Genomic DNA, 12,407 nt, shown 5'->3' with positions numbered 1-12,407 from the left:
CCATAATAACGTTTTTATTTTCTAACTCACAGTTTATCATATTTTATGAGAATTAACACTATTGGTCAAAAGGCTGTAATAACGGCTGTAATTGCTCACCATCTAACGCTTTCTCAACTGTTTGAGGTAATAGAGACATGTGAGCGACTAAAGAAGTTGGCTTCTTAATGGGGTTATCCTGACCATACGGTACAAAATAAATATGCTTTGCTGGTAGTAACTTTGCTAGATTTTGCGCGTTAAATCCAAGTGCATCATTTGTTGAAATAGCTAAGACAACTGGACTTCTATTACGCAATGTCGCTTTAGCCGCCATTAAAACAGGACTATCAGTGATCGCATTCGCAAATCGACTAATCGATGCACCTGTCATAGGTGCCACTACCATACAATCAAGTGGTTCTTGGGGACCTAAAGGCTCTGCTCCAGGAATCGAATCGATAATTGGTCGTTCGGTAATCGATTGGATTGTCTCAAGATGTTGCTTCGCTTCACCAAATTTCGTATCCGTCGTTTTAACCGTACTAGATATTATCGGAACAACATCTGCTCCTAAGTTAACCAACTCTTCTATAACTGGAAATGTTTCATCATAAGTGCAATGTGATCCAGTCAAACCAAACCCTATTCTTTTTCCTTTTAATTCCACAGTAAAAACTCTCCTTTACTCATGATCTTGAATAATCATTTGAATAACATGAGCAAGCATTTTACCTGCCGTTTTTGGAGCAACTAATCCTGGCAAACTCGGAGCCAGCATTGTTTCAATTCCTCTCTTCTTTGCAAATCTAAAATCAACACCACCTGGTTTTGACGCTAAATCAAGTATAAAACAAGACGTTGGCAACTTTTGAATAACTTCTGGTGTTACAACCAATTTTGGAATGGTATTAATCATTAGATGTGCTGTTGATGCGGCGTTTAGTAATTGATCATAAGTTATTGGAGTAGCGTGTGTTTCATAAATACGAGCTAAATCAGCATCACTTCTCGCATAAACCGATACGCGAGAACCTAAACCTTGGAAAGACTTTGCGATTGTTTTACCGACACGCCCATACCCTAAAACAACGACATTTGCATCATGTAAAGTGACATCAGTATGTTGAATCCCTAACATAATTGCTCCTTCTGCAGTTGGTATTGAATTGTAAATAGCTAAATCATCTCGATTCATTAATGCAGTAATAGCAATAGACGATTCGCTCAGTTGATTTAAATATGGCGTCATAATCCCAGTGAAGACCGTGCAATCATCCGAAAAAGAAGTAAACCACTCATCTGATAACTGAATCGATGGTCGTCTGAAGTGGGTGTCAACAAACCCTTCTTCATCAACGCCTGAAATCGGTAAAACTACAAAATCAATTGTCGTATGATCAACCTGTTGTTCTGTTATGGAAATGACACCCGTCAATTCATCTTCAGCATCATCAAAACCAATAGCATAAACACTAGCATCATATAATAATAGTTGCTTCATTAATTCAATATATCGGGCGTCACCACCAACAATTAAAGCTGTTTTGCCTGTTAACATCTCATCACCTGCCCATGTTCATTCAGTCCATATTATCCTATGTATAAACAGTCAAAACGTGAAAAAGCTGGTTCCTTATTAAAAGAAACCAGCTTAGCATGATAAATATGTTATCAATCTCTTTTGATTACAATCATGTCTTCTCCAATGACTTCGATATCTTTCCATTGAATCGATGTAGATGCTTCACCTTTTTTTAATCCAAGCATGGCATAATCCTGAATAACAATTTCTTCAATTTGTCCAGTCTCACCATTGATCGTAAGGTCTGTATGCCCCAGGACACCCAATCGTTCACCCTTGTCTGCATCAATTAATTCTTTTCCAGTTAAGTCATGATACCGCACCTATAATCACCTCGCTAAATAGCTGTTAAACTATTATATGCTCTTAGGTACAATCCATGCACGGGCAGGTTCTTTAGAGAATAAGTCTTTCGCTACTGATTGAATATCTTGGTGTGTAACACTCTCTAAATTAGTTATGACATCATCAACAGGCATATGGGGTTCATTTAATAACTCATTTCGACCATTCCGCTGCATACGACTACTTGTGTGTTCCAAACCTAATACAAGTTGCCCTTTTAGTTGTTGTATCGTATCTAGCCGTTCTTGTTCTTTAATACCGTTTTGGCGAATGTCAGAGATAATATCAAACATAATCGCTTCTACATCGTCTAACCGTTCATATGAAGTTGCACTATAAATCGTTAAAATACCATTATCTCTAAATGGATTATGATAAGAGAAGATATCATACGCTAGTCCACGGTCTTCCCTAACTTGTTGAAACAGTCGGGAACTCATCGCTCCTCCTAGTACATTATTCAAAATGGTTAAAGGATACATCGTCTGATCACCAATTGGATAGCCATCAAATCCCAAGCAGACGTGAGCCTGACTAATATCTTCTGTTAACTCTAATTTTCTATGATTAAACGTATGAGATAGAGAGTCTTGTTTAGCATCACCAGTTGATAGTTCACTAAAATACTTTTCTACTAACTTATGAAATTGATCTGGTACCTGTCCAGCCACTGATAAGACGATTCGCTCTCCAGTGAAAAAACGCTCTTTGAACTTGATGACATCTTCACGCGATAACGACGACAACGAATCACGTGTTCCTAAAATAGACTGCCCTAAAGGATGACCTTGATAACTAGTTTCTTGTAAGTAATCATGAATGACATCATCTGGTGTATCTTCTGTCATAGCAATTTCTTCAAAGATTACGTCCTTTTCTCGTTCAAGTTCATCTTTATCAATTGAAGAATGTAAAACCATATCTGACAAGAGATCAAGAGCTTCTTCAACATGTTCATCCATCACCTTGGCGTAGAAGCATGTATACTCTTTAGATGTAAAAGCATTTACATGTCCACCAATTCGATCAAAGGCTTCCGCAATCTGTTTAGCTGTTCTTCGATTGGTCCCTTTAAATAACATATGTTCAATTAAATGGGCCATTCCATTTTCTTCAGTTGATTCATTTCGAGTTCCAGAAAGAATCCAAATTCCTATTGTAACAGAACGAACATGTTCGATTCGTTCTTCAACAATTCTTAGTCCATTACTTAATTGGTATCGTTCTAACATACTGATCGCTCCTATATGTAAAAAAAGAACTGGTTAAAACCAGCTCTTTGGTTCAATTTATGATGTTGATTGTTCTGTCTCTTCTTCTTTAAGCGCTGCCTTACGTGATAAATTAACGCGCCCTTGTTGATCGATTTCTTTAACTTTAACAAGCATTTCATCGCCAACATCAGCAATGTCAGTTACATTTTTCACATGAGCTTCGTCTAGTTCACTAATATGCACTAAGCCGTCTTTACCACTGAACAATTCAACAAACGCACCGAATTTTTCAACGCGTTTTACTTTACCAAGGTAGATTTGACCGACTTCTACTTCACGAACTAAGTCTTCAACAATCTGTTTTGCGTGATTAATCTTATCGCGATCTGGTGATGAAATAAAGATACGTCCATCTTGTTCAATATCGATTTTCACATCTGTTTCTTCAATGATCTTATTGATTTGTTTACCACTCGGACCAATCACATCACGAATCTTATCAGGATTGATTGATAACGATTCAATCTTAGGTGCATATTCAGAAAGCTCTTGGCGAGGTTCAGAAATCGTATCATTCATATGCGCTAGAATATCCATGCGGCCGTTTTTAGCTTGTGTCAATGCTTCTTCTAGAATGTCACGTGATAAACCATCGACTTTGATATCCATTTGAAGAGCCGTTACACCCTCTGTAGTACCAGCTACTTTAAAGTCCATGTCACCTAACGCATCTTCCATGCCTTGAATATCAGTTAGAACTGAATAATTATCTCCAGATTTCACAAGCCCCATTGCGATACCCGCAACTGGCTGTTTAAGTGGCACACCAGCTTGCATCATAGCCATAGTTCCTGCACAAATACTTGCTTGTGACGTAGAACCATTTGACTCTAATATCTCTGATACAACACGAATCGTGTATGGGAATGTTTCTGAATCAGGAATAACAGCTTCTAATGCACGCTCACCTAATGCACCATGGCCAATTTCACGACGTCCTGGACCACGTACGGGACCTGTTTCACCCACGCTGTACTGCGGGAAGTTATAATGATGCATGAAACGTTTCTCTTCTTCTAAATCTAATCCATCTAAAACTTGCACATCACCTAATGGACCTAATGTAGCTACACTTAATGCCTGTGTTTGACCACGTGTGAACATAGCTGAACCATGTGTACGTGGTAATACATCAGTGCGGGATGATAGTGGACGAATTTCATCCAACCCACGCCCATCAGGACGAACTTTATCGACCGTAATTAAACGACGTACTTCCTCTTTAACAATGGAATCTAACACTGATTTCACTTGAGACAAAACGTTGCTTTCCACTTCTGCTTCTTCATATTGAGCGACAATGTCAGCCTTAGCAGCATCAATTGCTTCTTCGCGAGCCTGCTTCTCTTCCGTTTGGATCGCTTGGACAATTTTATCTTTAGCTAAATTAATGACTTCTGTTTTTAAATCTGCTTCAGGTTGGAATAACTCAACTTCCATATTTTCTTTACCAACTTCAGCCATGATTTCTTCTTGAAATGCTACCAATCGCTTAATTTCTTCATGACCAAACATAATCGCTTCTAACATAATATCTTCTGGTACTTCTTGTGCACCAGCTTCAACCATGTTAATCGCATCTTTAGTACCTGCTACCGTTAATTCAATGTCACTTTCTTTTGATTGTTCAACGGTTGGGTTAATAACAAATTCACCGTTAACACGACCTACGTGAACACCTGCAATTGGGCCGTCGAACGGAATGTCTGAAATGCATAATGCCAGCGAGGAACCAATCATGGCAGCGATTTCTGAAGAACAGTCTTGATCAAGACTCATAACAGTACTCATAACTTGTACTTCATTACGAAAACCATCAGCAAATAATGGTCGAATAGGACGATCAATTAAACGTGATGTTAGAACGGCTTTATCACTAGGTCTACCTTCACGTTTAATAAAACCTCCTGGAATTTTACCCACCGCATATAATTTTTCTTCATAATTAATAGTGAGTGGGAAAAATGGTAAATCTTTCGGTTCATTTGATGCTGTTGCTGCGACTAAAACGGAAGTATCTCCGTAGCGTACCATCGCTGCACCATTAGCTTGTTTCGCAACTTCGCCTACTTCAAAAGTCAGTTGGCGCCCAGCGACATCAATTGAATATGACTTCATTTCATTCGTCATAATATTTACGACTCCTTCCAAACTGTTGCTTATGTAGTCACAAGAAACACGTTTTTCATTCTATTTTATTATAATCATTTTAACATGACAAAATACGAAAAGTGTTTTAAGAATAAAAGAAAAAGCGGGTACTACCCCGCTTTTTCTAACCTATAGCTTATCGACGTAAACCTAATTTGTTAATTAGATCACGATAACGTTGGATATCTTTGTTACGTAGATAATTTAACAAATGACGACGACGACCAACCATTTTCATTAAGCCACGACGAGAATGGTGATCATTCTTGTGCTCACGTAAGTGCGTGTTTAGTGTTGTGATTTGTTCAGTTAAAATCGCAACTTGCACTTCTGGAGAACCAGTATCGTTCTCGTGTGTTTTAAATTCGTTGATTAATTCGCTTTTGCGTTCTTGTGATAGGGACATCCTATCCACCTCCTAAATTAGTTTAATCCCCTTCTTCCTCGCATTCGGCGGAGTGACGTAATGCCAAGAAAAAGGTTATAATTCGTACATTAATTACAATACATGTTATAAAGCGATAATGCAAGTGTTAGCTAGAATAAGAACGAATAAAATTTTTCGCTTCTATTTCATCTTGTTCAATGCGTTTTATAAGTTCTGTCACTTCTGAAAATGCTTCTTCATCACGTATGTAATGTAAAAACAAGACTTCTATATTGACCGCATATAGATTGTCATCAAAATCGAAAAGATGGGCTTCAATAATTGGTTGGTCATGTTCTTGATCAAATGTAGGATTAAAACCAACACTTGCCATGCCATCATAACATGTGCCATTCACATAGACTTGAATTGCATAAACGCCAACACGTGGAATAATATGTTCCGGATTAACATCTAAATTGGCTGTCGGGTAACCAATTTCTCGTCCTCTCTGATAGCCATACACGACATTCGCTTCAATTGAAAATGACCGACCTAATAACCGTTTAGATTCAGCCATGTCACCTTCTTTTATTAGATCACGAATTCTCGATGAACTAATTTTTTCACCATTAGAAGAGACTTCATCGACAACTGAATAAGTTAATGCATTTTTAGCGTATTCATTCATTTGTTGTATTTTACCTGCGCCTTTATGGCCAAAAGAAAAGTCAAACCCACCGACTACGTGCTTCACATTTAGCGCAATAAAAAATTGATCAACAAACGCTTGAGGTGATAGTTGAGCTAAATCATGATTAAATGTTACAACCACAACGTAATCTAAATTAAATTTTCTAAATTCCTTCATCTTTTCATTATGTGTGGTAATCAAATAATCTAATAGTGGTTGATTTTTAATAACAGTTAATGGATGAGGACTAAACGTCATGACCCCTGATTTTATTCCTTGTCTTTCTGCCTCATCTATAGCCTTTTGAATAACCCGCTGATGCCCAGTATGCACACCATCAAAATATCCTACTGCAAGACTAACATCATCAAGTACCGGCATTGGTTCAGTTTGCTTTAGACTTAATTCAATTACTTCCATGTCTGTCACCTTCTTTACGTTTGCAAAACTTTATATGGTTTCATTAAATCTGACTTCGTCGGGTGGGGTTGATATAAAGCGATTAATTCACCATATTCCGATTCCACTCGAAACAAATCATTTTCTTTCAGTTTATCGGGGATTGGTAGGACTTGTCCATGCTTAAAGCGAATTATTTCATCATCCCCAACAACATAAACTGGTATTTTTGTCAAAGCTCGTCCCGAATCTTGTATAAAAGATTCTAACAATGCAGTTCCTTTTGCTTCTTCAAGTTCAGTAAATGTTACCGTCTCATCTCGATGAAAAGTTCCAGCTTCTTCGCGAATTAAATGCGTCATATGAGCTGGGTAACCAATCTCGGCTCCGATATCAACACATAAAGTTCTGACATATGTTCCACTTGAGCAATAAATCCGAAATGAAAAACGAACATCTTTATTTGAATACTGTTCGAATTGGTCAGTAGCTAGCTCAATAGAATGGATCGTAACATCTCGTACAGGCCTTTCAACTTCTAACCCTTCTCGAGCATATTCATACAGTTTCATTCCATTGACTTTAACTGCAGAATACATCGGTGGGATTTGCCTAATTTCACCTTTAAACTTTTCTATTGCATGCTTGCAGTCTTCTAAAGTCAGAGATGGGTCCACTATCTTAGAAGTTACAGTGTCACCCGTATTATCTTCTGTTGTCGTTTGCTGCCCTAAAGAAACCTCGGCTACATAGGTTTTGGTATGATCGGTAATAAAGCTAGTTAATTTAGTCGCTTTTCCAACTGTCATTGGTAATACACCTTCAACATTCGGATCCAATGTGCCTGTGTGACCAATTTTTTTGGTTTGCAGTATTCCCCGCAATTTATTAACACAATCATGCGATGTCATACCTTTTGGTTTCCATAAAGGGATGATTCCATTCATGATAACACCTCATTTTACAATCAAACAGACTAAAGGATAGACCTAGTGTCTATCCTTTAATCATTGACTCTTTATTCATCATTCAAATCCTTTAAAATTCGTTCAATACGATTACCATATTCAATCGCTTCATCGATCTCAAACGATATTTCTGGTGTCTTTCGTAAACGAATTCGTTGACCAATCTCGGACCGAATGAAACCTTTTGATTTTGTTAAACCAACGAGTGTTTCTTCTTGTTGAGCATCATCACCATATATAGAAATAAACACTTTTGCCTGTTGTAGGTCACCAGTCACTTGGACATCAGTGACTGTTACAAAACCTACACGAGGATCTTTTATCTTACGTGATAAGATATCGCCCATTTCTTTTTTCATTTGTTCGGCGACACGATTAGCTCTTAAATCACTCATTTTCATTCACCTCTTACTATTCCATTTACAGCCATTCATATTGAATAACTGTAATTTCTAGATCTGCACGTTCGTCAATTCGGTTGACTGCGTTTTGCAGAATCTGTTCCGCAATGACTTGATTTTTTGCTACACAAGCTATCTCAAATGCAGTCCGTTGCCACAGATCGTGATAATCGATTTCAGCAATACTAACATTTAAATTCTTACTCGCTTGATGCATTGTTTGCTTGATAATTGAACGTTTTGCCTTTAATGACTGGACATCATAAATTAAGCATTCAACATAAGCATAACCAATCATTTAGCGCTCAACTTCCTCCATGATAAAGGCTTCGATTATATCGCCTTCTCTAATATCATTATAATTCTTAACCGTGATACCACACTCGTAATTTTGTTGTACTTCTTTGACGTCGTCTTTGAAACGTTTTAGTGAATCAATTTCTCCTTCAAATTGCACAACGCTATCACGAATAACACGAACTCCAGAATTACGAGTGATCTTACCATCCGTTACGTAAGAACCTGCAATCGTACCAATTTTCGATACTTTAAATGTTTCTCGAACTTCAGCTTGACCGATAATTTTCTCTTCGTAAACTGGATCTAGCATACCTTTCATGGCTGCTTCCATTTCTTCGATTACTTTATAAATAATACGGTGTAAACGAATTTCTACGCCTTCATTTTCAGCCGCCCGTTTAGCATTATTATCTGGTCGAACATTGAATCCAATAACAAGACCGTTTGAAGCTGAAGCTAAAATGATATCTGATTCGGTGATTGCACCAACACCAGTATGAATAATGTTAATTTTTGCACCTTCAACTTCAATCTTACGTAATGAAGATGCTACAGCTTCCGCTGAACCTTGCACATCAGCTTTGACAATCGCATTAATTTCTTTTAGGTCACCTTGTTTGATTTGATCAAATAATTCATCAAGGTTTAACTTACCTGTTGATTCACGCTGCTCTTGAATTTGTTTTTGTTCACGCATTTGAGCAACTTGTTTCGCTTGCTTATCATCTTTAAAGACTAAGAACTGGTCGCCTGCTTGAGGAACACCATTCAAACCGATCACTTCTACTGGCATAGATGGTCCAGCTTTAGATGCGGACTTTCCGAGATGGTTACTCATCGCACGTACTTTTCCGTAATGATTACCTACAACAAGCGAATCACCTTTATTCAAGGTTCCGTTTTGGACAAGTAATGTTGCGACACTTCCTCGACCTTTTTCTAGTTGTGCTTCAATAACGGTACCGTTTGCTACTTTAGCTGGGTTAGCTTTTAACTCTTCAACTTCAGCGACAAGGTTAATCATTTCGACTAAGTCATCAATACCTTCGCCTTGAAGAGCAGATAGTGGAACATAAATTGTGTTACCGCCCCAGTCTTCAGGTACAAGGTCATAAGCCATTAGTTCTTGCATAACTCGGTTAGGGTCTGAACCTTCTTTATCCACTTTGTTAACCGCAACAATAATTGGAACTTCAGCTGCTTTAGCGTGGTTTATAGCCTCAATTGTTTGCGGCATAACGCCATCATCAGCAGCAACAACTAAAATGGCGATATCAGTAATTTGCGCACCTCGAGAACGCATGCTAGTAAATGCTGCGTGTCCAGGTGTATCTAAGAACGTGATCTTTTTATCATCTTGTTCAATTTGATAGGCACCAATATGCTGTGTAATCCCGCCAGCTTCACCTTCTGTCACTTTCGTTTCACGAATGGAGTCAAGTAGTGTTGTTTTACCATGGTCAACGTGTCCCATAATCGTGACAATAGCTGGGCGTACACTTAAATCTTCTTCAGCATCTTCAATGATATAGTTATTGATGTCTGTTTGATCAACGACAACTTCTTCTTCAACTTCAACTCCATAATCATCACAAATCAGTTCTATTGTCTCGGAATCTAATTGTTGATTAATCGTCGCCATAACACCGAGCATCATTAACTTCTTAATAATTTCTGAAGAGTCTTTATTTAATTTGTCAGCTAATTCTCCAACTGTTAATGAGCCTTGATAGGTGATCTTATCAATTTGCTCTGATTGATTTTGTTTCTGTTGTTTTTGATTGCCCTTCTGTTTCTTAGCATTATTCTTCTTGTTGTTCTGTTTATTCTGGTTTTGAGATTGGTTAGATTTATTTTGCTGCTTATTCTGTTGTTTATTCTGTGATTGATTCTGGTTTTGTTGTTTACTGTTTTGATTTTGACTTTGATTTTGGTTTTGTTGTTGATTGCTGTTTTGATTCTGTTTATTAGAAGATTTGTTATCTTGTTTTGGTTGCTGGCTTTGTTGCTGAGTTTGTTGTTTTGGTTCTTCTTTTTGAGAATCTTTAGATGTTGTTTGTGCTTGCTCTGGTTGATAGATTTCATCTAATTGACGAATTGTATTATCAGTTATTGTCGACATATGATTTGAAATCTCAACATCAAGTTCTTTTAATTTATTAATAACTTCTTTACTTGATACGTTTTGTTGTTTGGCATATTCGTATACGCGCATTTTTTTCATACATTCACCCCCGAATATTATTCCGATAACTTTTCTCGGAGTTTGTTCGCAAACCCTTGATCTGTTACCGCAACGGCAACACGTCCATCTTTTCCGATTGATTGCGATAATGTTTTCCGATCGCTCACAATAACGTATTGAACGTGATAACTTTTACACTTATCTGTTAATTTCTTCGTCGTATTGTCCGAGGCATCATTTGCAATTAAAACAAGTTGAGCTTCATTATGACGAATACTTTCAACAATATTTTCTTCTCCTAAAATCAACTTCCGAGCGCGATTGGCTAAACCGAGCATGTTTAAGTAAGATTGATTCATGATGATTCACTCACATGTTGCAGTAATTCATCATATAACGTTTCATCAACATCAGCATTTAAATGGCGGTTTAACGCTTTTGTTTGTTTCGCTTTTTTAATCGTGGAAACATCCCTACTTAAATATGCACCTCGACCATTTTGTTTACCCGTTTCGTCAATGAATACGTCACCCTCTTTATTTCGCACAACACGAATTAATTCCTTTTTGGGAAACATTTCTTGAGTTATGACACATTTACGCAATGGTTGTTTCTTTTGTTTAGCCAACACTCTCTCCCCCTTTTACACTTCCTCGTCTTCTTCGACTTGATCAGCTACTTCAGAAGCTGCATGATCAGAAGCATCTTCTTCATTTGCTTCAGATTCACTCTTGATATCAATTTTCCAACCAGTCAAACGGGCAGCCAACCTAGCATTCTGTCCTTTTTTACCGATTGCTAATGAAAGCTGGTCATCCGGAACAATAACTGTTGTTGCATGTTCTGCTTCATCAACTAATACATCAATCACTTTGGAAGGACTTAATGCATTCGAAATATAAACAACAGGATCCTCTGAATAATGGACGATATCAATCTTTTCTCCATTTAACTCATCAACGACTGTCTGGACACGCTGTCCGCGTTGACCAACACAAGAACCAACAGGATCGATCTCTGGATCATCGGCATGTACGCTGATTTTAGAACGGTCTCCCGCTTCACGAGATACGGACATAATATCTACAATACCTTCATAGATCTCAGGCACTTCGATTTCAAACAAACGTTTAAGTAACCCTGGATGTGTACGAGAAACATATACCTGAGGCCCTTTGCTCGTATTTTCAACCTTTGTTACATAAACTTTTATGCGGTCATGCACTTGATACGATTCGCCTGGCATGACTTCATTCGTTGGTAATTTACCTTCAACTTTTCCTAAGTGGATGTATAAATAGCGATTATCCATTCGTTGTACAGTGCCAATTATAATATCATCTAAACGGTCAACAAAGTCATTGTAAATCACACCACGTTCCGCTTCACGAACACGCTGTGTCACAACTTGCTTAGCTGCTTGAGCAGCAATTCGACCGAAATCTTGAGGTGTCACTTCATGTTCCACAACATCTTCTAATTCATAAGAAGGGTCAATCTGTTGTGCGTCCTCTAATGATACTTCTAATTCCTCATCTTCAACTTCATCTACGACCACCCGACGTGAAAATACTTTCATGGTATTGTCGTCAGAATCTAATTCAACACGGACGTTTGTGTTTGAGTTGAAGTTTTTCTTATAAGCAGAAACGAGCGCAGCGTCTAATGCTTCATACAATACTTCACGATCAATTCCTTTTTCATCAGCTAACGTTTCCATTGCTTCAAACAATTCTCTATTCAACTGTTAAACCTCCCC

Annotated in this window: 14 protein-coding genes; all 14 read right to left on the bottom strand. The window is 37.8% G+C overall.

The features are described 5' to 3' along the window. Positions 1–58: 58 nt before the first annotated feature. The gene (locus FHR85_RS01030) at positions 59–649 is read right to left on the bottom strand and encodes a dipicolinate synthase subunit B (RefSeq protein ID WP_167260148.1); all 591 of its coding nucleotides are present in this window, start codon (positions 647–649) and stop codon (positions 59–61) included. Between the two features lie 15 nt (positions 650–664). Then, positions 665–1,540, bottom strand: coding sequence for a dipicolinic acid synthetase subunit A (gene dpaA, locus FHR85_RS01025; RefSeq protein ID WP_167260146.1), 876 nt, complete (start codon positions 1,538–1,540; stop codon positions 665–667). Between the two features lie 113 nt (positions 1,541–1,653). Beyond that, positions 1,654–1,887 (bottom strand): YlmC/YmxH family sporulation protein, encoded by a 234-nt coding sequence (locus FHR85_RS01020; RefSeq protein WP_167260144.1) that lies wholly within the window; start codon positions 1,885–1,887, stop codon positions 1,654–1,656. A 33-nt stretch (positions 1,888–1,920) separates the two neighbouring features. Further along, positions 1,921–3,141, bottom strand: a complete 1,221-nt coding sequence (locus FHR85_RS01015; protein WP_167260142.1) for a M16 family metallopeptidase — start codon at positions 3,139–3,141, stop codon at positions 1,921–1,923. Positions 3,142–3,198: 57 nt separating this feature from the next. Beyond that, positions 3,199–5,313 carry a polyribonucleotide nucleotidyltransferase gene (gene pnp / locus FHR85_RS01010; protein WP_167260140.1) on the bottom strand — a complete coding sequence of 705 codons (2,115 nt, stop codon included), beginning with the start codon at positions 5,311–5,313 and terminating at the stop codon, positions 3,199–3,201. Positions 5,314–5,470: 157 nt separating this feature from the next. After that, complete coding sequence (rpsO, locus tag FHR85_RS01005; RefSeq protein WP_167260138.1) at positions 5,471–5,740, bottom strand: 30S ribosomal protein S15; 270 nt, start codon at positions 5,738–5,740, stop codon at positions 5,471–5,473. Positions 5,741–5,867: 127 nt separating this feature from the next. Continuing rightward, a complete protein-coding gene (locus FHR85_RS01000) occupies positions 5,868–6,815 on the bottom strand; it encodes a bifunctional riboflavin kinase/FAD synthetase (protein WP_167260136.1) in 948 nt (315 codons plus the stop codon). Between the two features lie 14 nt (positions 6,816–6,829). Then, positions 6,830–7,744, bottom strand: a complete 915-nt coding sequence (gene truB / locus FHR85_RS00995) for a tRNA pseudouridine(55) synthase TruB (protein ID WP_167260508.1) — start codon at positions 7,742–7,744, stop codon at positions 6,830–6,832. 68 nt (positions 7,745–7,812) lie between these two features. Next, on the bottom strand, positions 7,813–8,157 hold the full coding sequence (rbfA, locus tag FHR85_RS00990; RefSeq protein WP_167260134.1) for a 30S ribosome-binding factor RbfA: 345 nt from the start codon (positions 8,155–8,157) through the stop codon (positions 7,813–7,815). A gap of 25 nt (positions 8,158–8,182) precedes the next feature. Beyond that, positions 8,183–8,461: a DUF503 domain-containing protein gene (locus FHR85_RS00985; protein WP_167260133.1), complete on the bottom strand. Its 279-nt coding sequence runs from the start codon at positions 8,459–8,461 to the stop codon at positions 8,183–8,185. Continuing rightward, on the bottom strand, positions 8,462–10,687 hold the full coding sequence (gene infB, locus FHR85_RS00980; RefSeq protein ID WP_167260131.1) for a translation initiation factor IF-2: 2,226 nt from the start codon (positions 10,685–10,687) through the stop codon (positions 8,462–8,464). Positions 10,688–10,704: 17 nt separating this feature from the next. After that, the gene (locus FHR85_RS00975; RefSeq protein ID WP_167260129.1) at positions 10,705–11,007 is read right to left on the bottom strand and encodes a YlxQ family RNA-binding protein; all 303 of its coding nucleotides are present in this window, start codon (positions 11,005–11,007) and stop codon (positions 10,705–10,707) included. Then, positions 11,004–11,276 (bottom strand): RNase P modulator RnpM, encoded by a 273-nt coding sequence (gene rnpM / locus FHR85_RS00970; protein ID WP_167260127.1) that lies wholly within the window; start codon positions 11,274–11,276, stop codon positions 11,004–11,006. The genes FHR85_RS00975 and rnpM overlap by 4 nt, the downstream gene beginning before the upstream one ends. 15 nt (positions 11,277–11,291) lie before the next feature. Beyond that, positions 11,292–12,392: a transcription termination factor NusA gene (nusA, locus tag FHR85_RS00965; protein ID WP_167260125.1), complete on the bottom strand. Its 1,101-nt coding sequence runs from the start codon at positions 12,390–12,392 to the stop codon at positions 11,292–11,294. Positions 12,393–12,407 lie beyond the last annotated feature (15 nt).

Source organism: Alkalibacillus almallahensis, from assembly GCF_011761495.1.
GTDB lineage: Bacteria > Bacillota > Bacilli > Bacillales > Alkalibacillaceae > Alkalibacillus > Alkalibacillus almallahensis.
The sequence above is the reverse complement of the archived record's forward strand: the minus strand, read 5'-3'. Positions and strand labels throughout refer to the sequence as shown.

Excerpts from the sequence above, each read along its gene's own strand:
- FHR85_RS00975 (WP_167260129.1), bottom strand. The coding sequence starts at position 11,007 with ATGAATCAATCTTACTTAAACATGCTCGGTTTAGCCAATCGCGCTCGG.
- dpaA (WP_167260146.1), bottom strand. The coding sequence starts at position 1,540 with ATGTTAACAGGCAAAACAGCTTTAATTGTTGGTGGTGACGCCCGATAT.
- rpsO (WP_167260138.1), bottom strand. The coding sequence starts at position 5,740 with ATGTCCCTATCACAAGAACGCAAAAGCGAATTAATCAACGAATTTAAA.
- rbfA (WP_167260134.1), bottom strand. The coding sequence starts at position 8,157 with ATGAGTGATTTAAGAGCTAATCGTGTCGCCGAACAAATGAAAAAAGAA.
- infB (WP_167260131.1), bottom strand. The coding sequence starts at position 10,687 with ATGAAAAAAATGCGCGTATACGAATATGCCAAACAACAAAACGTATCA.
- FHR85_RS01000 (WP_167260136.1), bottom strand. The coding sequence starts at position 6,815 with ATGGAAGTAATTGAATTAAGTCTAAAGCAAACTGAACCAATGCCGGTA.
- FHR85_RS01015 (WP_167260142.1), bottom strand. The coding sequence starts at position 3,141 with ATGTTAGAACGATACCAATTAAGTAATGGACTAAGAATTGTTGAAGAA.
- FHR85_RS00985 (WP_167260133.1), bottom strand. The coding sequence starts at position 8,461 with ATGATTGGTTATGCTTATGTTGAATGCTTAATTTATGATGTCCAGTCA.
- pnp (WP_167260140.1), bottom strand. The coding sequence starts at position 5,313 with ATGACGAATGAAATGAAGTCATATTCAATTGATGTCGCTGGGCGCCAA.